Below are 20,918 nucleotides of genomic sequence, written 5' to 3'. Positions count from 1 at the left end.
CAGAATAGAGATTACAGAGGCAAGCTTAGCTGTGGCCGCCGCTGACTAGGGTGGTCAGAATAGGCAAGTTAGCCGCTAGCAGGTAGGCGAAGGTAGCCCCACCAATGCCGCCGATTAAAAAGCTACCGGCAAACTCGCTCCAGCCTTCATCGGTTTCGAGGCTAGCGGGAGGGGTGAACGGGGTGGTGGCTCTAGTAACGGAGTGGTTAAGGCCAGAACCCGAGTAAATCGACAGGCAAGCGGTCAAAATCACCACTAGTCCCGCCGCGCTCAGCAACCCAGCTAGGCCAGGAATTTCAGAATCGCGCAGGGGGCCAAGTAGAGCAAAGGGGCCGTAGAGGAAATAGCCGTGGGCCATACCAATTTCTAAACCGCGCCGCTGGGGGGAAAGCCCTTTGCGGTAAGCGGGTAGATTGCCAATAAAAGCCTTTGAAAACGCAGAGGAATTAATCGGCGTTTCTAGGTTGCCGATTTGCGGATCCCCAGCGGGCTGAATGAGGTCTGTCATGGGGGAAGTTTCTCCAACTCAAACAAGATCACAGCAATTAGATAAAGACGGTTTCTAGACGCCGTTAAGTCTCCAGAAACCATCTCTCCATCAAGTTCGCAAGGTCAGCCTCGCGAGGTCTTTCCTTAGGGGTGCAGCAGCAAGTCAGGAAAGAAGCGATTGAACTCAATCAAAATACCGGCGTGAATCAACATCCACACGGTAATCAGCACCGGGGCAGTTGACAAATACCGAGGCAGGCCGTTGTTCATGGTCTAATTCTCCTGGGTCGTTATTCTGGGGAGTCGTTTTTCTGGGGGTCAGCGGAGATTTACCTAGCGAGGAGATACGGTGATCTCTTCGTTTTTAGCAAACATAGCTCCGCTAGCAATGTCTTTGAAGGCAAGTAGCGGCCAGGCAAACCCAGTTAACATGGTCTTGATGGCCAGGGGCACCTCAATAATGACTTCCTTTTCTTCGGGATTCTTGTCACCACGTACCGTGATTAGGTAGGCGCGGCCTACCCAGCCAATCCACCCAGCGATGTAGAGAAACAACAGGCTAGGAATTAGAAACTCACCAGCATGGGCCAGGTCACCGTCTACCACCAAGTGGGGTAGGCCATCGCTGCCACACAGCAGGGTAGAGCTACCATAAAAATCGAACCGAGCTTTGGCCGATTCGGTCTTGGCACCAGCGGCTCGCTTCAGAAATGCCTCGTTTTGACCACAGGGGGTAAGGCCTGCTACGTTGTCGCCAGCCAGGCTAGCAGAAGCCGGGGCAGCAAACCCAAACCAGAGAAACACTACAAGTGCTACAGCAAAAAACCGTCGCATAAACTGTTCCTTTTAATTACCGAAGAAACTAGGGCGATTTGAACGTAAAGTTAAGTTTTTTGAACAAAAATTCACCCAACTTGGTCGCCATAATACCTCGCGGCCGAACCCCCGTAAAGCTAAGATCGGTGGGGTGTTTACATCTCTACAAATTACGGCGTGCCTTACTCTGATTCGCTTTCGCGACTTACTCTAGTTCTCTTCCAACCACAACCCCCATGGCGACGATTTTAGCAATAGAAACTAGCTGTGATGAAACAGCGGCGGCGGTGGTGCGCGATCGCACCGTCCTCAGCAACGTCGTTGCTTCGCAGATTGCCATTCACCAACCCTACGGTGGCATTGTGCCCGAGGTAGCCTCGCGACACCATGTCGCCACGCTGGGGGACAGTATCAGTGCGGCCCTAGACCAAGCTGGACTGGGCTGGACCGCCATTGATGGGGTCGCTGCCACCTGCACCCCAGGCCTAGTAGGCGCCCTACTGGTAGGGCTAACAGCGGGCAAAACCCTGGCCATGGTGCACCGCAAGCCCTTCCTAGGGATTCACCATCTGGAGGGGCATATCTACGCCAACTATCTGGCCAGCCCTGATCTGGAGCCCCCTTACCTGTGCCTGCTGGTGTCGGGGGGGCACACCAGCCTGATCTATGTTAAAGGCTGTGGCCAGTACCAGACCCTAGGCCAAACCCGTGACGACGCTGCTGGGGAAGCCTTTGATAAGGTAGCCCGCCTCATGGGACTGGACTATCCCGGCGGCCCCATCATCGACCGGCTAGCCCAGACTGGCAACCCTCAAGCGTTCCCGCTGCCTGAGGGCAATATTTCGCTGCCCGAGGGGGGCTTCCACCCCTACGACTCTAGCTTTAGCGGGCTGAAGACAGCGGTGCTGCGACTAGTGGACAAATTAAAGGTGGATGGGGTTGATCCCCTACCGGTAGCCGACTTAGCCGCCAGCTTTCAGGCCACGGTAGCCCGCAGTCTGACCCGCCGGGTAGTGGCCTGTGCCCAGGCCTACGGCCTTACCACTGTGGCTGTAGGGGGTGGGGTCGCCGCCAACAGCGGTCTGCGCCAGCACCTTCAGCAGGCAGCCGTCGATCATGGCCTGCGGGTGCTGTTTCCGCCCCTTAGCCTCTGTACCGATAATGCCGCGATGATTGGCTGTGCTGCTGCCGACCACCTAAATCAGGGGCATTGCTCAGGCTTCGCCCTGGGAGCCCAGTCGCGTCTCGACCTGGCACGGGTCATGGAGCTTTACACGCCTATCGCCGTGGCTTGACGCTACACTGGGTTTCAGCGGTGGATGGGCGATCGCCCATCCACCGCTTAAGGGTTGTGTTGGTTAAGCGCTATGGTTTCACTGCACCGCGTTCGTTCTTGGCCTCAGCCCCCGCTGAACTTTTCCTGGCTGGGAGGGTTGGTGCTGGGTGCCCTGCTGCTAACGGGGTGTGGGCCAGATCAGGCCCAAATAGTTACCGACGCGACCAGCTACGAGGCCCAGCTGGCCCAGCACCTAGCCGATACCGGCAGCGTGATGTACGGGACTTACTGGTGCCCCCACTGCGCTGATCAAAAGGCGATGTTTGGTGAGGCTGCGGATCGGGTGCCCTACGTGGAGTGTGCCGCCGATGGCGATAACCCCCAGCCAGAGCTGTGTGAGCAAAAGGGCATTCAAGGATATCCCACCTGGGAAATCGATGGTCAGCTCTCCCCAGGGGTTAAGTCTTTAGACGATTTGGCCGATCTGTCAGGGTTTTTACCGCCCCAATAGGGTGGCGTTGAGCAAGCTCTACTGTTGAGCCAGCCGCCTCTGTCCGTCTGTTATTCATTCTCAAATTCCATTGCATAACCCTAGCCCTAGCCCCCATTCTCACCTGCACGAGGTCGAGCCTACCGGCGACACCCGGGCACATCCCCACGTCCATGACCCGGAATCGCTGCGGCGGATTGTCAATCGGCTGGCCCGCATTGAGGGTCACATTCGCGGCATTAAGACTATGGTGCAAGAGAGCCGACCCTGCCCGGATGTGCTGGTACAGGTAGCGGCGGTGCGCGGTGCGCTTGATCGCGTCGCCCGCATCATTCTCGATGAGCACCTGACTGAGTGCATTGGTCGCGCTGCCGAAGACGGCAACATTGAAGAAGAAATCGCCGAGCTCAAAGCTGCACTGGATCGGTTTTTGCCTTAGCTTCGGGGTATAGGGCACAAAGGTCAGGGTTTAGGCTCAAAATCGCAAGTATTTAGCCAATCCTTTCACCCTATACCCTGCACCCTGCACCCTCTAGGCTGGGATAAACCGACTGTGCTCGCGCAGCAGAAGCCGCTCAAACTGGCGGACCCAATGGCTAAAGCGATCGCTCTCCTGAGCCGTAGCAAACACCAGCGGTTTACGCGTTAGCAGGGCCACGTACTCCTCTTTGGTGCGCACCACAAAGGCGGTTTGCTGGTCTAGCTCAATGCAGATGTGAGAAAACCCCTCTAGCTTCAGCGAAGACATCAGCAGCGATTTGAGCCCTAGGGCCTGAAAGACGACCTGCACCCAGCTCGTACTTTCATTGTCGGCGGTGATGAAATACTCACGGGGCAGACCGCTGAAGTCGAAGATGGCAACTCCGATAATATTCTCCAGCATTGCGTCTTGGGCAGAGAGCGGGGGCGCGGGCTGCGCCGGTACAGATGCCTTAACCGTAGTCATAGACCCATCACGTGGTGGCACAGGATACTGAAGAAGCAAGCCATAGACACGAGATGTATCGCCGGCTACCTAGAAGAACTCCCTTCGCTTAGCATACCCGGCCGGCCACCACAAATCATGGTTGAGTTAGCCAGTGCTTAGAGTGGCCTAGCCGCGATCGCCAGGCCTTTTTGCCCCAGAAAGTAGGTGCGCATACGCTCCTTACCCTCGACTTCGCCTCCACCCCAAACAGCACCGTGGCCTCGCGTAATGATCGGTGGCTGAAAGCCAGATCGGCGATATAACCATCCAGCTTCCCACGATATGAAAACTGAGCTTGGCTACGACAATGTCGTCAATGGCCACGGCTAAAAGATCAAGTTACTGTCGTCCCAGACGTTTAACCGACAATAAAACAAGCGAAAATCCCAGCCGCTTTACATTGAAATGTCGAAAGGGCTTAAGTAGCTGTCTAGAGATCGCAATTGAGGCAGATAACCGTGCTCACTAGCTTAGGCTAAAGTTGTCGTAACCCTGCTGAGATTTTTCTCTAAATCCACCGTTGCCCATGAACTCTGCTCTGCTACGATCCAAAACACTGGTCTACAAGTCAATAATTGTTTGTTTGAGTAGCTTACTGCTGAGTGATTTGGGGGCAGCAAAGGCTTCTAATAAGCAGGAAGCTGAGCTATTACCAAAAACGCCTCAGTTGCAGCCAACCGAGCAGGTAGAGCCTAGCTTACGCACGCCAGAGCCTATACTGATTCGTCCAACGATGGCTTTGCCCTCGACTGGTTCATTTGCCGTGGCTGCTCCGCTAGGGGCAGATCTCTTGCCCGAGGTTGTAGAGCAACCGGTGCATCTGCGGCTGAGCTTGAGCGATCGCCGAGTATACGTACACAGAGGCAACGCTGTAGAGGCGAGTTTTCCGGTTGCCATTGGCAAGCCAGGGTGGGAAACACCTACCGGAGAGTTTGAGGTATTCTCACAAATTAGTCAGCCGGGATGGACAAATCCTTTTACCAATGAAGTGATGCCGCCTGGTTCAGAAAATCCGCTGGGCGATCGCTGGATTGGTTTTTGGAGTGATGGCAACAACGTTATCGGCTTTCACGGCACCCCCAACCGGGATTCTGTAGGGCAGGCAGCTTCCCACGGCTGTGTTCGTATGTACAACGAAGATATTCGCCAGCTCTTCGGCATGGTGCAACTGGGAACCCCAGTCATCGTTGAGCCATAGCGTTTTTTAAGTTTATGCTTATCCTGCTGAGCTGGGCCAAATATTCTGCGTAAATTACAGCTCTAAAAAAAGTCCTATCTCCTTCGAAGGAGGGCCTGAGGGCTCTTTTATACCAAACGGCATACATCCAAGAACACAGTCTGTTCGTTATGTATGTAGAGTCTGTCGTAAAAAATTTTGCGATGGCATCCATATGACTATTGATAACTACGAACGATTCTCAGGAGATGCCGATATGAAGCAACAGAGATCACTGTTTGCCTCGCGCCGAAGTTTGATGAAGTGGGGGGCTTTAGGCTTTGGAGGGTTGATGATTGCGGCTCTTCCTAAGGCGGTCAGCGCCCAGTCTGGCGGCAGTACCCTCACCTTTGCTGCCGATGACGAAGGCATTCTTAATTTTGCCCTGCTGCTAGAAGAACTCGAGGCTGCTTTTTACGCCGCTGTCGTTGACTCTGGCCAAATTTCCGACAGCACAGAACTGGACTACATGCAAGTTTTAGGTGCTCAAGAAGCGGCTCACGTCACATTTTTGCGGAGTGTATTGGGCGACCAGGTACTGTTTGAAACCACCGATCTCAGCTTCAATTCCTCTGGATTGAATGCTCTTTTAAGCGATCGCAGCACCATTCTCAACACAGCGGTCGCCTTAGAAGACGTAGGCGTCCATGCCTACAACGGGGCTGGCCCTAGCCTCACCAACCCCACCTACCTGCTGGCCGCAGGCTCGATTGTTTCGGTCGAAGCCCGCCATGCTGGCGGCGTACGAGCGCTGCTGGGGAAACCCACCACTGAGCCAGACAGCGATCGCTTAGTGAGTGATGACGACTTAGTCGCTAGCCTCAACCCGTTCAAGGGCCCAGCTTACGACGAGCTGTACAGTCCCAGACAAATCGTGGACATCGTCGGTTCCCTCGGCATTCTCAACAATCCCATCAATGGCGCGCTCGTTGCATAAGGAGACATCAGTGAAAACACGTTCTAATTCAATTCCCCAACCGATAAACCAGATCCTGCTGCCCTTGTTCGACGGGCTGACAGCTTTACGCGATCGCTGTGGTCAGCAGATTGAGCAGATGCAGCGCCTAGGGCGCACCGTAGGCCTTGCCCTGCCGTTGGCAATGCTGTTGTTCTTCTGTGTTGGCCCGACCGCTGCTGCCCAAGCCCAGGGAACGGTCTTGTCCCCTCGACAGGTGACTGAATATGCCCTCACCTTGGAAAAATTAGAAGCTGACTTTTATCGCCGGGCGGTCACGGCTGCTCAAAGCGGTGGTCTGTCTGGCATTCCTCAGGCAGCGAAAGATATCATTGTTTCCTACGGTCAAGACGAAGCTCAGCACGTAGCCGATCTCTCAGCCGTCCTGCCTTCGTTGGGCGGTAATCCAAATGCGGTGGTGATTCCAGCTAACCCCAACTATGCGGCTATTCTAGGCCGCGACCCGTTTGCTAACCCGGCTGACTTTTTGCTAGTGGGTCAGTACGTCGAAGATTTGGGTGTTGCCGCTTACAAAGGGCAAGTACAAAACCTGTTGGCCGCAGGTGAAGCCGGTAAAACCGTACTGGCGGCAGCGCTAGAAATCCACAGTGTAGAAGCTCGCCATGCCGCTGGGGTCAGGTTCCTGCGGCAGACTCTGCTAGGCGCTGATGTCAATCCCTGGATTTCAGAGAATGCCAGGACTAAACAGAACGCTAACAGTGTTGAGGTGATTTACAACGAAAATCGATCGGGTTCGCCTATTCCCTTTAGCTCTGACGCATTCGACGGTTATGCAACTCAGAGTGAAGTCTTGGCACTTGTCGGCCCGATTTTGACTGAAGCTCCTCAAACTAACCAACCCAGGCCCCAAACACCAAACAACCCAAGCCCAACGCCAAACAACCAGGGCGGATCTACACAAAATAACGCTCCTCGCGCATTGTGGTAAACCCACTTTGGTGCCAACCGTTGCGGAGCTAGCCAGAGCCGTTTACAAACCTCTGCTTTAACTCAGCAAAAGCCGTTGCTTTATCGTGAGCAGCGGCTTTTGTCTAGTTTTAGGGAGTCAAGAGCGGGGCTTTCTGACTGGTCTGGCCTCTCGTACCTCAGAAACAGCTATCTTTAAAGCTGAGCATACTTTTTAGAAAACATTACGGAAACCATAGACGCTGTTTAAAGGGCCACTAAAAATCGTATGGTTTTTAAGGGACGCCGTTCCTCTACAGCGGCCTTCTAATATTATTTGTGTTTGCAAGAGACTTAGCATTGTCTATGGCTTCCCCCACCATCGAATCAATTCTCCACGAAAACCGCCTGTTTTCACCGGCTGATGAGTTCGTTCAAAACGCATCCATCAAGAGCTTAGAGGAGTATCGTGCCCTAGCCGAACGGGCAGCGGCAGACCCAGCTCAGTTTTGGGCAGAACTCGCCAGTCAGGAGCTGCACTGGTTTAAGTCTTGGGATACAGTGCTTGACTGGCAGCCGCCCTTTGCGAAGTGGTTTGTGGGGGGCAAAATTAACATTTCCTACAACTGTTTAGATCGCCACCTCACCACCTGGCGACGCAATAAAGCCGCCCTGATTTGGGAAGGCGAGCCGGGGGATAGCCGCACCCTGACCTACGCCCAGCTGCACCGTGAGGTGTGCCAGGTAGCCAACGTGCTCAAGGGGTTGGGGGTACAAAAGGGCGATCGCGTCGGCATTTATATGCCCATGGTGCCTGAGGCGGCGATCGCCATGCTCGCCTGCGCCCGCATTGGTGCCCCACACACGGTCATCTTTGGCGGCTTTAGCGCTGAAGCGTTGAAAGATCGCCTCAACGATGCTGAGGCCAAGGTCGTGATTACCGCCGACGGTGGCTTTCGCAAAGACAAGATTGTGCCGCTCAAAGCTGCGGTAGATCAAGCTTTGGCCGACGGTGGTGTGCCCAGTGTTGCCAGCGTGCTGGTGGTGCAGCGCACCAAGGCCGAGATCACCATGGTCGAAGGCCGCGACCACTGGTGGCACGAGCTCCAGGCCACAGCCTCGGCCCACTGCCCCGCCGAGGAAATGGACGCCGAAGACCTGCTGTTCATCCTCTACACCAGCGGCACCACGGGCAAACCCAAGGGTGTGGTGCACACTACCGGGGGCTACAACCTCTACACCCACACCACCTTTAAATGGACCTTTGACATCAAAGATACCGATGTTTATTGGTGTACCGCCGACGTGGGTTGGATTACGGGACACAGCTACATTGTCTACGGCCCGCTGTCAAACGGAGCGACTACGGTGATGTATGAGGGGGTGCCCCGACCCTCAAACCCTGGCTGCTTTTGGGATGTAATTGAAAAGTACGGTGTCACCATTTTCTACACCGCTCCCACCGCCATTCGCGCTTTTATCAAAATGGGCGACGAGCTGCCTAAAGCGCGAGATCTGTCGTCGCTACGGCTGCTGGGCACGGTGGGCGAACCCATCAACCCAGAAGCCTGGATGTGGTACCACCAGGTGATTGGTGGCGAGCGCTGCCCAATTGTCGATACCTGGTGGCAAACGGAAACCGGCGGCTTTATGATTACGCCCCTGCCGGGGGCGATCGCCACCAAGCCCGGTTCCGCGACCCTTCCTTTCCCCGGCATTTTGGCCGATGTGGTCGATCTTGACGGCAACCCAGTGCCCCCGGGTGAAGGCGGCTACCTGGTGATCAAACATCCCTGGCCCAGCATGATGCGCACGGTCTACGGCGACGACGATCGCTACCGCCGCACCTACTGGGAACACATTGCCCCAATCAACGGCCAATATCTGTACTTTGCAGGCGACGGCGCTCGCAAGGATGCTGACGGTTACTTTTGGGTAATGGGTCGGGTGGATGATGTGATCAATGTGTCGGGCCATCGCCTAGGCACCATGGAGGTCGAGTCAGCGCTGGTTTCCCACCCGGCGGTAGCCGAAGCTGCCGTGGTGGGTCGAAAAGATGACCTCAAGGGCGAAGATATCTTTGCCTTTGTGATTTTGGAGGGTCACTATAGCGCCAGCGACGAGCTCAAGCAGGAACTTAAACAGCACGTGGTGAACGAAATTGGCGCGATCGCCCGACCCGGCGAAATTAGATTCGCCGACGCGTTACCTAAGACGCGATCGGGCAAAATCATCCGTCGCTTTTTGCGCAACTTGGCCAGTGGCGAGGCGATCGCAGGTGATGCTTCCACAATGGAAGATCAAAGTGTGCTTGATCAACTTCGTCAGGGCTAACGCCTAGCCTCGGTTCCTTTGAGCAAACCCAGCATTTCCTTGAGCAAAGGCGCACTACTGCCATGGCTTCTGCCAGCATAGTGCGCCTTTCTCGCGCCGGTTTGTTTAGACAACTGATTGAATAACCAGTGCTTGACTAAGACACCTTCCCTGGGAAAGAAGTGCAGTGTTTACCCCAACTAAACGATTCTAAGCCAGGGCGTAATGACCTCTATCTTGAGATAGATTTGTAGAAAATCTATGCTAATTTTGAACCGTTCTTGAGGAAGTTTTGTTCTTCAATCAGGTTTAGAAGCAGGGAGAGATGGTTGTGAGCGATCGCGACACCGTAATTCTACGGGCATCATCCGTAGCAAACTGCTCACAAGTTAGGGTGGCAAGCCCAATCAGGTTTTTTGCCCATCCAACATATCTGTAACCGCTGAAGGAAAACCTATAGTGGATAAAAGTTTGGTTAGGGCGATCGCCTTCCCTTAATATGGTGCTTGCATCATTCCTAGCCCCCAGCCCTGCGGGAGTCGGCGCTTATAAATCCCTCAGAATTGGAGAATTTACGGGGCTAAATGGTTCTAGCGATCGATGTGGGTCGAGCGGACTGAGCAAGGTTTTAGGGGTGTGTTTTAAAGGTCTTACCCTGGCTAGCAAAGGTTGAGATCCCCTTAATTTTCTCCTTCTAGTGGGAACGTGGAGACCAAAAACCCAAGAGGGTTAGGGAAACCAGCAGGGGACAGCATTACGACCAATCCTTTTCTCAACAGCCTCTCAATACTCTGCGCCTTCGCTTAGTTGACTATCCCTAGCGCCATTCCTGCCTTTTTCCAATCAGCAAAGCCGCAGACTGAGAGTCTTGGCCCGGGCGTTAAGCACACCGAATTTTGATAAAAACGGGGAAGCTGGGTAGCAAGGAGAAGTAGGGAATGTCATCGAGCGAGTAATTAAAAGCAACTCAGACAATCTAAATAAGCGCTTTCAAAGTCGAACATTCTGACGCTGGACCATGGCAGAATCGTAGAGCCTGGCTTTTCTGAAGCTATCCTGCTCCTATAGTAGAAATGAGCGGAGAAATAAAATCAGTCAAAGCTGATCTAAATCGTTTATTTTTTAGGTGACAGCCTCTAATGCCTTGACTATAATTAGTTGTGCGAATGGGCAGATTTATTTGCTATTATTCTTCTGCTATTCCGCAATGGTCGCCACCCTCATTACCAGGATCGACCTGCCGTTTTTTAGCATTCGGCTTCACGTCTTACACAAGGATTTTCCCTGACAATGGCAGAAAAACCCACTCCCCTGACCGGCAAAGCATTGCTCCAAAAGGTTAAAGACTTATCTAACCTAACCAAACGCGAAACCGCTAAAGAATGCGGCTACTATACCCTAACCAAAGACAATCAGGTACGGGTCAATTTGTCTGGCTTTTACGATGCGTTGCTAGAGGCTAAAGGCATCAACCTTGATCCTGAAAACAGTAAAGATGGCCGCGGTCGCGAACCTACTTATCGGGTTAGCGTCCACAAAAATGGCCAGATTGTTATTGGTGCCACTTACACCCAAGAAATGGGCCTTAAGTCTGGCGACGAGTTTGAGATTAAGCTGGGCTACAAGCACATTCATCTGAAGCAGCTCGATGCCGACTCTGACGAAGAATAGTACTGGTTTACTATGGCAATCCTGTCTGTGAATATGTCAGCGATCGCGCATCTAACTGTTTTTTTTTAAGCTGGATTGCCCTAGGGGTTCCAGTTTGCTTATTAGTTGCGCGGATCGCTCGCGTGCCGCTCACCTACCCCGTTGCCCCACAGCATAAGCTGCCCCTGCTGCTGCCTTTATATTTGCTGGCTCCTGTAGCGGTGGAGGTGCATCGTCACCTCGCCAATAGCACTTGGTCAGCCTACGGCATCGCTTGGGATTGGCCCTTTGCCAGAGCTACCGCTGCCGGGTTTGGGGTAGCCGCCGGAGGTGTAGCCCTGCTAGTAGCATTGCAGGTGGGGCTGGGCTGGCGGCGGTGGCAGTCGATTAGTCAACCCGTTGCCTCGGAAGGGGCTGAGCTTTCCCCAACGGGCCATACTAATGCTCAGACAATATCTAGTCCTTCGCCAGGGGTAGTGCTGCTTGCGGTACTGCCCCTGGCGCTGTTTGTAGGCTGGATTGAAGAGCTGGTATTTCGCGGCGTCTTGGTGAACGGGCTGGGGCAGGTGTTGCCGGTAGGGCTGATGGCGATCGCCGTCTGCCTCATTTTTGCCTTTTCTCACCTACTGTGGGATGGCCCCGCTGGAATGCTCCAGGTGCCAGGTCTGGCGGTGATGGGGGCGGTGCTGTTGCTAGCTCGCTGGGCCGTGGGCGGTAGCCTGGGCTTGGCCTGGGGTCTCCATGCTGGCTGGGTCTTTGCGATCGCCGCCATCGATGCCCTTGCCCTGCTGAAGCCCGGCAAAGATGGCCCAGTTTGGCTAGTGGGGCTGCCCGATCAGCCGCTCACAGGTCTGCTGCCCCTAGGGTTGCTGGTGCTTACAGGGGTAGGGGTGTGGGCTTTGGGATAAACGGACGATGGCTATATTACCTAAGAGAATTAGGGATAGTTCAGGGTGATGATGGTAATGGGGGTGAGTGGTTGCCAGCGGGTCAGTGCTCCGACTTGAACCCCTTGCTGTACCTGAATTTGACGCAGCTCTACCGGCCAAGCAGAGCGACCGTCTGCGGTTCCGCTGGCCCAGGCCAGCGCCGTGCTGGTGTGCTCTATGGTTGCAAGGGCTAGGACAATTCGGCCCTGGGGTCGGAGGCGCTGAGCGCATCGATCGAGAATTTCAGCCAGGTGGCCGCCGCTGCCGCCAATAAAGATGCGATCGGGGTCGGGCAGGGCTTCTAAGGCTTCAGGGGCAGCCCCATAGATCGGGTGTAGGTTGGTGTTACCCAGGCGGCGCTGGTTTTGCTGAATTAAGCCGTAGCCAGCAGCGGTTTTCTCAATGGCGTAGACCTGGGCAGTGGGGCAGAGGCGGTTGATTTCAACGCTGACGGAGCCGGTACCGGCCCCAACATCCCAAATAGTCTGCCCTGGCCTCGGGTCTAGGTCGGCCAAGATTTGAATGCGAATGTCGCGCTTGGTAATTAAGCCGGGGCGATCGCTAAAGGTAGCAAAGGCGCGATCGGGTAGGCCAATCAGCGGCAGATTTTCGGCATCGAGCCCTGCCTCATGCTGCCGCTGGAGCACCACCACGTTGAGGGCCGCAAAGGTTTTGCCCATCGTAGTTTCAGGCGTCAAATGATAAATGGTTTCGGTGTCATCCCCCAAATTTTCACAGATCGTTAGCCGATAGCTATAGGGCAGCCCCAGCGTGAGAATCAGCTGTCCTAGGGCAGCTGGATTGTGAGTCGGGTCGGTGAGTACCGCAATCAGTGTATCCCCGCGCCGCAGGGCAGTAGTGAGTTCTTCGGTGGATCGACCGTGGGCACTGATTAGCGTCGCCCCCTGCCAGGGGAGCTTTAGCCGACTGAAGGCCAACTGCACCGCACTCAGGTGGGGATGAAAGGTTAGGTTCTCGGCGGGCAGGTGGTCGAGCAGCAACCGCCCTAGGCCAAAAAAGAGTGGGTCGCCAGAGGCCAAAACCACGGCAGTACCGGGTTTAGTAGTGTCTAACCACTGACGGAGGCGATCGAGGGTTGCTTTTAGATCTCCTAAGACCCAGGTTTCTGCCGTCGCGTCAGGAAAGTAACTGAGATGTCGGGGACTGCCTACCAGCACCACTGCTTGGTCAATAATTTGCAGCAGTTTGGGCGATAGCCCCTCTCGCCCATCCAACCCAATTCCCACCACTTGAATTGGGGTCATACCTGCTGCTCCCAAGCCAGCACCAGCAGAGCGTTGAGAATGGCCGCAGCGACAGGCGACCCGCCCTTGCGCCCCTCCACCCGAATCTGGGGCACAGAAGTCTGAGCCAAACGCTGCTTAGAGTCCTCTACCGCTATGAAGCCGACCGGAGCACCGATGACTAAAGCGGGGTGGGCCTGATCTGAGACGATGCGATCGCACAGTGCCATCAGCGCCGTCGGCGCATTGCCAATGGCCACCAGCGCCTTGGGATGCTCCTCCAAACACCGCAGCAGTCCGGCCTCCGTACGGGTGCGCCCATTCTCTGGCGAATCGCCCAAGGTTACAGCTGTCAGCAGAGGATTTTGGAATGTGCGCTCTATCATGCCCGCCACCCCTTGGCGCACCATCGTCACATCTACAATAATGGGGCCACCATTTGAGAGATGATGGGTCGCCGTGGCGATCGCCCCCTCGCTAAACCTCACCAACTCCTTAAAGTCAAAATCGGCAGTACTGTGAATAACGCGCCGCACCACCGCATACTCCGCCGGAGTAAAGCCATGCTCGCCCACTTCCCGGTCAATCAGCGCAAAACTTTCTTCTAAAATAGGGCTCTGCCACAGCTGCGCCATAAAATTCCTAAATAACCCCTAGCCTCAACTAACCATCCCAATCTCAGACGCCATCATCCCACACCCCCCACTCCCCCACCGTCCCCATCTCCCTCCACTTACTCATCCACCCATCCACTCTCCTACTCATCCACTCCCTCACCTCCCATGCCCGCCTACTACTTCTGGGGCGACGACGACTTTGCTCTCCAAAAGGCCGTCCAAACCCTACGCCAGCGCACCTTAAACGAGGCCTGGGCCAGCTTTAATTACGATGTGGTGCCAGCAGAGGCCGCCAACGGTCCGTCCCAGGCCCTCAACCAGGCCATGACGCCTCCCTTTGGCGAGGGCCAGCGGCTAGTGTGGCTAATGAATACCAACCTGGGGCAACGCTGCCCAGACCCTGTTCTGGCCGAGTTTGAGCGCACCCTACCCCAGCTGCCCGACACCTCGGTGCTGTTGCTCACCAGCACTGCTAAGCCCGATGGCCGGGCCAAGTTCACGAAATTCTTTAAAACCTGGGGTGAGGTGCGCGAGTTTGCCACCATTCCCCCCTGGAAAACTGATCAGATTCACCAGCAGGTCGCCGCCGTAGCCAAGGAACGGGGCATGAACCTGGAGTCTGGCACCCTCGATCTGCTGACAGAAGCAGTGGGCAACGACACCCGCCAGCTCCACTTAGAGCTGGAGAAGTTGGCCCTGTATTGGGGGGCAAACCCGCAGCCTATTCCCCCCGCCGTGGCCGCAGAGCTGGTGACGGTATCGACCCAGACCAGCCTCAAGCTAGCCCAGGTCCTCAAGCAGGGCGATACCCCCACCGCCCTGGGGTTAGTCAACGACCTGCTCGATCGCAACGAGCCCGCCCTGCGCATTGTGGCCACTCTAGTTAGCCAGTTTCGGCTGTGGCTGTGGCTTAAGGCCCTAGTTGGGGTAGCCAGCGACGCCGAGGTGGCGGCGGCAGCAGAGATCGCTAATCCCAAGCGAATTTACTTCTTAAAACAAGAGGTGCGATCGCTGAGTCTCACCCAATTGCAACGGAGTTTGCCTTTGCTACTAGAATTAGAGTCTGATCTAAAGCAGGGCCGGGATGAACGCGCTACTCTACACACAAAAGTGATAGAACTTTGTCGGTTGTTTAGGCCCGGTAGTGCCTAGCCTCACCGCTGGAACTCACAGGGACGCTATCCCGTCTGGGCTGTGAGATTCGAGCGATCGCGCCGAGGGTGGCGTTTACCCAAAAAGAGTTTTGCTTTGAGAGCCTTCTTTTTTGTTGGAGCACAGGGCCATTCTGGTTGATACCAGCACAGGAGATATGAACATAATGATTCACTTATTGACTTACCCTTTATCTGCTCACCGTCGCACCCTGGTCTTGGCCACTGCGATCGCCAGCTTGACCATGCTAGCCGGTGGCGCGGGCGTTTCTATTCCCACAGCCACGGGCAACGTCACCTTGGGAGCCGCAGCCCAAGCCCAAAACAGTTCGGTCTCGTCTGAGGAAGTAACGGCCTACGCCGCCTCAATTCTTGAGATGGAAGCCCCACGCAACGAGGCCTTGAGCCAAATCAAGACCCTGCTAACCGGCACCAGCCATGACATCAGTAGCATTGATATGTCCTGCACTGGTACCGCCAACCTCAACCAGCTGCCCCGCAACCTGCGCGGCGACATCCGCACGATCATCGTCAACTACTGCAACCGGGCCAGCGAAATTGTGCAGTCCCACGGGCTGCCAGGGCGACTGTTCAACCGGATCACGGCCACCTATCCCCAAGATCAGGCTTTGGCTGAGCAAATTCGGGCAGCAATGATCCAGCTTCAGCAACAATCTGTCAACGGCGCTGAATAATGCAGTTTATCGACCAAGCTGAAGTTGAGGTCATTGCCGGCGACGGCGGTGATGGCGCTGTCGCCTTTCGGCGTGAAAAGTACGTTCCCGCTGGCGGGCCAGCGGGGGGCAACGGCGGCCCTGGTGGGTCAATCTATCTGCGGGCTACCCAGCAGCTCCAAACCCTGCTTGATTTTCGCTACGCCCACCGATTTAAGGCCGACAACGGTCAGCGGGGCGGCACCAAAAACATGACTGGTGCCGCCGGAGTCGATCTATATCTCGATGTTCCCTGCGGCACCGCCATCTACGATGTCGCCACCGATCAGTTGATGGGCGATTTAGTCGAGCCTGGCCAGTTGCTCTGTGTGGCCCAGGGGGGCAAGGGAGGACTGGGCAACCGCCATTTTCTCAGTAACCGCAACCGCGCCCCAGAGCACGCCCTGCCTGGGCTGCCTGGCGAAGAGCGGCGGCTGCGCTTAGAACTTAAGCTGCTGGCCGAGGTCGGTATCGTCGGCCTGCCCAATGCCGGCAAATCAACCCTAATTTCAGCCCTGTCAGCGGCACGGCCCAAAATTGCCGACTACCCGTTTACAACTCTAATTCCCAATTTGGGGGTGGTGCGCCGTCCTTCGGGCGACGGCACCGTGTTCGCCGACATTCCTGGCCTAATTGAAGGGGCGCACCAGGGGTTAGGGCTAGGCCACGAGTTTTTGCGCCACATTGAGCGCACTCGACTGCTGCTGCACGTGGTCGATGCCACTGCCGAGCAGCCGGTAGAGAACTTCCAAACCATCCAGCAGGAGCTAGCAGCCTACGGACGCGACTTAAGCGATCGCCCCCAGGTTTTGGCCCTCAACAAAGTCGATGCCCTCACCCCTGAAGCCCTAGCCGAGCTTATCCACCAGTTCGAAACGCTGGTGCCGGGGCCAGTGTATGGCATTTCAGCCGTGGCCGGTACGGGCTTAGGCCCCATGCTTCAGCAGATTTGGGATCTGCTTGACCAGGCCAAAGCAGCAGCGGCAGCGGCAGAAGCGACGGTCTTTGCTATACCCCAAGACTGAGCGCGATCGCAACCTCAGCACCAGCGCCTATACCCAGAACCCACAGACGGTACGTAAAGATACCGTCTGCCCCCATCTACCGTTACTTCAGCCATCCCCGTCGGGCATGCTAAGCCTGTGTTTCATCAGGGATTGGGCTTTGGCCATGAGCGTTTCCGTGTTTCCAGTGGTGCCCGAAGGTAAAGCGGCAAATGAAGCGGCAGTTCACCCGCAAATCTGGCCCTGTTGTTCCCTCCAAGGTCTGTCCTGGGCTGAGCGTCAGCAGCGGCGCAGCCAGGCGATCGCTACCCTTGAGCTCAGCTCCCCCAGCAGCATCCCCGCCTGGGAAGAGGCCGTCCAGATGGCGGCTCGCTTCCTCGGCGTCCCCATCGCCGTGGTTACCTTGGCCGACAGCCAGACCGAGTACGTGCGAGCGGCCCACGGATTGTCCTCCCTAGGAGTAGGCAACCCCCTATCGCAGCAGCGCCAGCTTCCTCTCTTGGAGGGGTTTGGAGTCCACATTCTCGACAGCGAGCAGCCTCTGCTGGTGACCGACACGCTTGAGAACCCAGTTTTGGCCCAAAACAATTTAGTCGTGGCCTATGGCATTAGAGCCTATGGCGGAGTGCCGCTTATGACTGGCCAGGGCACCTGCATTGGCACCCTGGCTGTAATGGATGTGCAGCCGAGAGCGTTCACCGCCCAAGAGCTAGGGTTTCTAGCAATGGCAGCTCGTTGGGGCATGAGCGAGTATGAATGCCATCGGGCCACCTGCCTAATTCCTACCCCTCAGGCTCCCTTAGAGTCTCTGGTAGATCAAGTGCGCCTCAACCTAATTAGTCAGCTCACCCAGGATCTGCGTAGCCCCCTGACCACGGTGCTCGGCATGACCACCATGCTCAGCCGGGAGATCTACGGCCCCCTCACCCCCAAACAGCGCGAATACACCGACATTGTGCACCGCAGCAGCCAGATTTTGATGGCTTTGGTAGAAGAAATCATCGATCTCAACCCCCTGGAGACCGAACGCTTTGACCTGGTGGCTACCGCTGTCGATATTGAATCCCTAGGTCAGCAGGTGCTAGCCACCCTTGCTCCCCTGGCCGAAGCCAGCGCCCAAACCCTCCACCTCTCTGTAGAACCCGGCGAAAACCACTGGATCTTAGACCAGCGCGTGGTGAAGCAAATCTTGTATCACCTGATCTTCAGCATCATGCAAGTGGCCGGGGAAAACGGTGCTCTACGCGTCCATGCCTGTCGGCGGGGCAAGACCCTGGCCCTGGCCCTGTGGCTGTCTAACCCTTGGCTAGGGGAGGGGCTACCCCAGGAGGTAGTGACCGTTCTTCAGGCTTCTCCAGTGCCTCGTCAACCCCCTCGCTCTCTGCTCGGCATCTTGCTGGGTCAGCACCTGGTGCAGCGTCACGGCGGGCAGCTGCTCATCCAGGGAAGTGGGGATAGTGACTGTCGGCTGATGGTGCTGCTGCCGGGGTTGGAGACCACCAAAGCGCAGTCAGAGTTGGGTTACCCAGCTGCGGCTGAGAGCGTCTGTCAACGGTAGACAGGGGCAAGTTTACGTAAGCTTAACCAGAACCCGATGTTTCCTTAAGCTAAGTCCGACACGATAGCGGAGTGGTGCAGACGCCGAGCCGCCAACTGGGCGGCGGGCAAACGCCACGGTTGACGAGCACTCCCTGGGTTACAAGCTAGTCTCTACGGGAAGCGATCGACCGTGGTGCGCAGTCTGCCTGCGTCTGTTCACGCTCCGTTAGGCTGGCTGTGCTGTGCAAAAAATTTCTCCCGGTCGATCGTCGTTGTCGACAGTGCAAGAGCGTATTTTAATCATTGACGACGAAGACCTAATTCGCGAAACCGTAGCTCTGGCGCTGACGGAGCAGGGCTATCAAGTGGTCACTGCCGAGTCAGGCCATCGCGCCCTGGAGCTGATGTTTCCAGCGGCTGGGGATAATTTTGCCGGCTTGGACATTGATTTAGCCATTGTTGACCTCATGCTGCCCGGCGTTAACGGGCTCGACATCTGTCGGATGATGCGCCACCACAATCTGGACATGCCGATTCTGATTTTGAGCGCTAAGGGAACTGAGATGGATCGGGTAGTGGGTTTGGAGGTGGGCGCCGACGACTACTTGCCCAAGCCCTTTGGCATGCGCGAACTGATTGCTCGCTGTCGTGCCCTACTGCGGCGATACCAGTGGTCAGCGACGCAGCCCGATAAAGCCATTCTGACCTACCGCGACATCGTGCTCCACGCCACAGAGTTTAGGGTGCTGGTGGCGGGGCAAGAGGTGAATCTATCGCCTAAGGAGTTTCGCATTCTGGAACTGTTTATGCAGAGCCCTAACCGGGTTTGGTCGCGGGAAGAGCTGATTCAGACGGTGTGGGGAGCCGATTTTGTGGGCGATCGCAAAACCGTAGACGTGCACATTCGCTGGCTGCGCGAAAAGATTGAGCACGACCCAGCCCACCCGCAGTACGTGACGACGCTGCGAGGATTTGGGTATCGGTTTGGGTAAGGGAGCAAGGAGGTAGATGGTTTCCCTTAGGGCCGCTAGAGGCGATATGATCGGTAAAACTCAAGCTGCAATGGGAGATACGCCGTGCGAGAAATTTTGATTAGCCTGGGAGTTTTGGCAGCCTGCTGCGTAGTGCTGCTGGTAGCTCAATTTACCAGCCCCCAACCCGAGGCCATGGCCGCAAGTTTAGACAATCTCCAGGTTGCCGAAGAGGTCATAGCTGCGCCCGTTGCTCAACTTGCCCAGGCTGCTGCTGACCTAGTTCCCGCCGATGAGGATGCCTCGACCATGATGCCCGAAGAGAATTTGGTGACCACCGACTCTGGCCTACAGTACGTTGACGTTGTTGAAGGTACAGGGGCCATGCCTCAGCCGGGGCAGCGGGTTACGGTGCACTACACCGGCACCCTTGAAAACGGAACTAAATTTGACAGTTCCCGCGATCGCGGTCGCCCCTTCACCTTTCAAATTGGGGTGGGCCAGGTGATCAAAGGCTGGGATGAAGGAGTTGGCACCATGCGGGTAGGTGGTCAGCGTAAGCTGGTAATTCCCTCGGAACTGGGTTATGGCAGCCGTGGCGCTGGGGGTGTGATTCCCCCCAACGCCACCCTGCTCTTTGATGTGGAACTGCTGCGTATCGGTTAACCTTCCAGCACAAATTCCCCTAAGCAAGCCCTAGGATGCCGCGAAGCGTTCTAGGGCTTGCTGTAGATCTAGGGTCTCGGGCACCCGCAGCCCAAACTGATCGCTCAACACGTCGTGCAATTCGGTGGCGGTGGTCAACAGACGCTGCTCAGAGCGGCCGTCGAGATAGCGCGTGGTCAACTGGTTGTTGAGCAGGGCATAGCGGCAGCCATCCCCAGGTCGAGCCGCAATCAGCGCATTGACAAACAGCGATTGAGGATAGGTGGATACGTACCAATTGCTCACTTCGTAGTCGCAGCGCTGCTGTGCTTGCAGGTCAAAGCAGTACAGCGGTTTCCACACCTGGTTGAGTTGGGCTTCTAAGCAGTAGGTCTGGCCAGCTACCGTCAGGCGGTAGGGCTCATGGGGGGTAGATTGTGGCCGCTCTGGCACTAGGGTGAGCGGTTCTGTCATCGTTAGACCGCCAAAGCCCACGTCGACAATGTACGAAGTTTCATCAATATCTACTTTCAGCAGCATGTGGCTGCGGGGCGTGATGATGTCCTCTGGCAGATTCCACCGCACGCGGGCGGCCAAGTTTGTAACTTGAAAGCCTAGAGCCACAAGCACCGATCGCAGCAGCAGATTTTGCTCAAAACAGTAGCCGCCTCGCTGGTCATGGATGAGTTTCTGCTGCAGGGCATCCAGGTCGAGGGACACGGGCTGGTGGAAAAATGAGCTGAGATTCTCAAAGGCAATGGTGCTGGTATGGCCTTGGTGAATGGTTTTAAGGGTATCTAAGGTAGGCGCAAGCGTTCCATTCTGGAAGGCTTGGCCCAAAGCACCACAGTCAATGCGATCAAAATAAGCCTTTAGATCGAGAGTCGCCGACTCTGCGTTGTTGAGGGAATCTTGTGCCATAGCTGTCGCTCCCAAACTAGCTCAAAAATCCTGTTGCCCCGACAACCCACGACTTGGCAGTGTCAGCGTCAGGCGATCGCCTAGTGGCTCCGAAAAAGCATCAGGT

The 20,918-nt window shown here is 55.9% G+C and carries 22 protein-coding genes; 15 read left to right on the top strand and 7 right to left on the bottom strand.

The window, feature by feature from the left end:
• Nucleotides 1-25: 25 nt before the first annotated feature.
• The 3 genes from H6F59_RS10280 to H6F59_RS10270 form a co-directional block, all read right to left on the bottom strand.
• Nucleotides 26-508 (bottom strand): photosystem I reaction center subunit XI, encoded by a 483-nt coding sequence (locus tag H6F59_RS10280; protein ID WP_190523169.1) that lies wholly within the window; start codon nt 506-508, stop codon nt 26-28.
• A 125-nt stretch (nt 509-633) separates the two neighbouring features.
• Nucleotides 634-759, bottom strand: a complete 126-nt coding sequence (gene psaJ, locus H6F59_RS10275) for a photosystem I reaction center subunit IX (RefSeq protein WP_190523167.1) — start codon at nt 757-759, stop codon at nt 634-636.
• A 63-nt stretch (nt 760-822) separates the two neighbouring features.
• Complete coding sequence (locus H6F59_RS10270; protein WP_190698553.1) at nt 823-1,323, bottom strand: Photosystem I reaction center subunit III; 501 nt, start codon at nt 1,321-1,323, stop codon at nt 823-825.
• A 218-nt stretch (nt 1,324-1,541) separates the two neighbouring features.
• Between H6F59_RS10270 and tsaD the strand changes: the two genes are divergently transcribed.
• From tsaD to H6F59_RS10255, 3 genes are all read left to right on the top strand, one after another.
• Nucleotides 1,542-2,600 (top strand): tRNA (adenosine(37)-N6)-threonylcarbamoyltransferase complex transferase subunit TsaD, encoded by a 1,059-nt coding sequence (gene tsaD / locus H6F59_RS10265; RefSeq protein ID WP_190698550.1) that lies wholly within the window; start codon nt 1,542-1,544, stop codon nt 2,598-2,600.
• A gap of 72 nt (nt 2,601-2,672) precedes the next feature.
• Nucleotides 2,673-3,092 (top strand): hypothetical protein, encoded by a 420-nt coding sequence (locus tag H6F59_RS10260; RefSeq protein ID WP_190698547.1) that lies wholly within the window; start codon nt 2,673-2,675, stop codon nt 3,090-3,092.
• A gap of 103 nt (nt 3,093-3,195) precedes the next feature.
• Complete coding sequence (locus H6F59_RS10255; RefSeq protein WP_190524444.1) at nt 3,196-3,510, top strand: metal-sensitive transcriptional regulator; 315 nt, start codon at nt 3,196-3,198, stop codon at nt 3,508-3,510.
• Between the two features lie 93 nt (nt 3,511-3,603).
• Here H6F59_RS10255 and H6F59_RS10250 read toward each other — a convergent pair whose 3' ends face one another.
• Nucleotides 3,604-4,017, bottom strand: coding sequence for a hypothetical protein (locus H6F59_RS10250; RefSeq protein WP_242021375.1), 414 nt, complete (start codon nt 4,015-4,017; stop codon nt 3,604-3,606).
• Nucleotides 4,018-4,801: 784 nt separating this feature from the next.
• Between H6F59_RS10250 and H6F59_RS27295 the strand changes: the two genes are divergently transcribed.
• The 6 genes from H6F59_RS27295 to H6F59_RS10220 all read left to right on the top strand — a co-directional run bounded on the left by H6F59_RS27295 (nt 4,802) and on the right by H6F59_RS10220 (nt 11,986).
• Complete coding sequence (locus H6F59_RS27295; protein ID WP_313887174.1) at nt 4,802-5,236, top strand: L,D-transpeptidase; 435 nt, start codon at nt 4,802-4,804, stop codon at nt 5,234-5,236.
• A 193-nt stretch (nt 5,237-5,429) separates the two neighbouring features.
• Nucleotides 5,430-6,191 (top strand): ferritin-like domain-containing protein, encoded by a 762-nt coding sequence (locus H6F59_RS10240; protein WP_242021374.1) that lies wholly within the window; start codon nt 5,430-5,432, stop codon nt 6,189-6,191.
• 10 nt (nt 6,192-6,201) lie between these two features.
• Nucleotides 6,202-7,158: a ferritin-like domain-containing protein gene (locus tag H6F59_RS10235; protein WP_313887173.1), complete on the top strand. Its 957-nt coding sequence runs from the start codon at nt 6,202-6,204 to the stop codon at nt 7,156-7,158.
• A gap of 323 nt (nt 7,159-7,481) precedes the next feature.
• Nucleotides 7,482-9,449, top strand: coding sequence for an acetate--CoA ligase (gene acs / locus H6F59_RS10230; protein ID WP_190698541.1), 1,968 nt, complete (start codon nt 7,482-7,484; stop codon nt 9,447-9,449).
• 1,269 nt (nt 9,450-10,718) lie between these two features.
• Nucleotides 10,719-11,099, top strand: coding sequence for an AbrB family transcriptional regulator (locus H6F59_RS10225; protein ID WP_190698537.1), 381 nt, complete (start codon nt 10,719-10,721; stop codon nt 11,097-11,099).
• Nucleotides 11,100-11,221: 122 nt separating this feature from the next.
• Nucleotides 11,222-11,986 (top strand): CPBP family intramembrane glutamic endopeptidase, encoded by a 765-nt coding sequence (locus tag H6F59_RS10220; RefSeq protein WP_190698533.1) that lies wholly within the window; start codon nt 11,222-11,224, stop codon nt 11,984-11,986.
• Between the two features lie 29 nt (nt 11,987-12,015).
• Here the strand turns inward: H6F59_RS10220 and cbiE are convergent, their stop codons facing one another.
• Nucleotides 12,016-13,272 (bottom strand): precorrin-6y C5,15-methyltransferase (decarboxylating) subunit CbiE, encoded by a 1,257-nt coding sequence (gene cbiE, locus H6F59_RS10215; protein WP_190698530.1) that lies wholly within the window; start codon nt 13,270-13,272, stop codon nt 12,016-12,018.
• On the bottom strand, nt 13,269-13,886 hold the full coding sequence (locus H6F59_RS10210; RefSeq protein ID WP_190698527.1) for a precorrin-8X methylmutase: 618 nt from the start codon (nt 13,884-13,886) through the stop codon (nt 13,269-13,271). The genes cbiE and H6F59_RS10210 overlap by 4 nt, the downstream gene beginning before the upstream one ends.
• A gap of 147 nt (nt 13,887-14,033) precedes the next feature.
• On the opposite strand from H6F59_RS10210, the gene holA reads away from it, so the two are divergent.
• From holA to H6F59_RS10180, 6 genes are all read left to right on the top strand, one after another.
• Nucleotides 14,034-15,020 (top strand): DNA polymerase III subunit delta, encoded by a 987-nt coding sequence (holA, locus tag H6F59_RS10205; RefSeq protein WP_190698524.1) that lies wholly within the window; start codon nt 14,034-14,036, stop codon nt 15,018-15,020.
• A gap of 166 nt (nt 15,021-15,186) precedes the next feature.
• Nucleotides 15,187-15,714, top strand: coding sequence for a DUF4168 domain-containing protein (locus tag H6F59_RS10200; protein ID WP_190698521.1), 528 nt, complete (start codon nt 15,187-15,189; stop codon nt 15,712-15,714).
• A complete protein-coding gene (gene obgE, locus H6F59_RS10195) occupies nt 15,714-16,757 on the top strand; it encodes a GTPase ObgE (RefSeq protein ID WP_190698518.1) in 1,044 nt (347 codons plus the stop codon). The genes H6F59_RS10200 and obgE overlap by 1 nt, the downstream gene beginning before the upstream one ends.
• Nucleotides 16,693-18,294 carry a HAMP domain-containing sensor histidine kinase gene (locus tag H6F59_RS10190; RefSeq protein WP_190698511.1) on the top strand — a complete coding sequence of 534 codons (1,602 nt, stop codon included), beginning with the start codon at nt 16,693-16,695 and terminating at the stop codon, nt 18,292-18,294. Before obgE ends, H6F59_RS10190 begins: the two co-directional genes overlap by 65 nt.
• Nucleotides 18,295-18,517: 223 nt before the next feature.
• The gene (locus H6F59_RS10185; RefSeq protein ID WP_190523140.1) at nt 18,518-19,267 is read left to right on the top strand and encodes a winged helix-turn-helix domain-containing protein; all 750 of its coding nucleotides are present in this window, start codon (nt 18,518-18,520) and stop codon (nt 19,265-19,267) included.
• 84 nt (nt 19,268-19,351) lie between these two features.
• Nucleotides 19,352-19,912, top strand: a complete 561-nt coding sequence (locus tag H6F59_RS10180; RefSeq protein WP_190523138.1) for an FKBP-type peptidyl-prolyl cis-trans isomerase — start codon at nt 19,352-19,354, stop codon at nt 19,910-19,912.
• Nucleotides 19,913-19,942: 30 nt separating this feature from the next.
• Here the strand turns inward: H6F59_RS10180 and H6F59_RS10175 are convergent, their stop codons facing one another.
• A complete protein-coding gene (locus tag H6F59_RS10175; RefSeq protein ID WP_190698508.1) occupies nt 19,943-20,812 on the bottom strand; it encodes an arylamine N-acetyltransferase in 870 nt (289 codons plus the stop codon).
• Nucleotides 20,813-20,918: the final 106 nt, after the last annotated feature.

Source organism: Nodosilinea sp. FACHB-141 (genome assembly GCF_014696135.1).
In the GTDB taxonomy this organism is placed as follows: Bacteria; Cyanobacteriota; Cyanobacteriia; order Phormidesmidales; family Phormidesmidaceae; genus Nodosilinea.
This window is presented reverse-complemented; position numbering and strand designations above follow the sequence as displayed.

Bases quoted from the DNA above. Each gene is read 5' to 3' on its own strand.
- H6F59_RS10280 (WP_190523169.1), bottom strand. From the start codon at position 508: ATGACAGACCTCATTCAGCCCGCTGGGGATCCGCAAATCGGCAACCTA.
- psaJ (WP_190523167.1), bottom strand. From the start codon at position 759: ATGAACAACGGCCTGCCTCGGTATTTGTCAACTGCCCCGGTGCTGATT.
- H6F59_RS10270 (WP_190698553.1), bottom strand. From the start codon at position 1,323: ATGCGACGGTTTTTTGCTGTAGCACTTGTAGTGTTTCTCTGGTTTGGG.
- tsaD (WP_190698550.1), top strand. From the start codon at position 1,542: ATGGCGACGATTTTAGCAATAGAAACTAGCTGTGATGAAACAGCGGCG.
- H6F59_RS10260 (WP_190698547.1), top strand. From the start codon at position 2,673: ATGGTTTCACTGCACCGCGTTCGTTCTTGGCCTCAGCCCCCGCTGAAC.
- H6F59_RS10250 (WP_242021375.1), bottom strand. From the start codon at position 4,017: ATGACTACGGTTAAGGCATCTGTACCGGCGCAGCCCGCGCCCCCGCTC.
- H6F59_RS10240 (WP_242021374.1), top strand. From the start codon at position 5,430: ATGACTATTGATAACTACGAACGATTCTCAGGAGATGCCGATATGAAG.
- acs (WP_190698541.1), top strand. From the start codon at position 7,482: ATGGCTTCCCCCACCATCGAATCAATTCTCCACGAAAACCGCCTGTTT.
- H6F59_RS10225 (WP_190698537.1), top strand. From the start codon at position 10,719: ATGGCAGAAAAACCCACTCCCCTGACCGGCAAAGCATTGCTCCAAAAG.
- cbiE (WP_190698530.1), bottom strand. From the start codon at position 13,272: ATGACCCCAATTCAAGTGGTGGGAATTGGGTTGGATGGGCGAGAGGGG.
- H6F59_RS10210 (WP_190698527.1), bottom strand. From the start codon at position 13,886: ATGGCGCAGCTGTGGCAGAGCCCTATTTTAGAAGAAAGTTTTGCGCTG.
- holA (WP_190698524.1), top strand. From the start codon at position 14,034: ATGCCCGCCTACTACTTCTGGGGCGACGACGACTTTGCTCTCCAAAAG.
- H6F59_RS10200 (WP_190698521.1), top strand. From the start codon at position 15,187: ATGATTCACTTATTGACTTACCCTTTATCTGCTCACCGTCGCACCCTG.
- obgE (WP_190698518.1), top strand. From the start codon at position 15,714: ATGCAGTTTATCGACCAAGCTGAAGTTGAGGTCATTGCCGGCGACGGC.
- H6F59_RS10175 (WP_190698508.1), bottom strand. From the start codon at position 20,812: ATGGCACAAGATTCCCTCAACAACGCAGAGTCGGCGACTCTCGATCTA.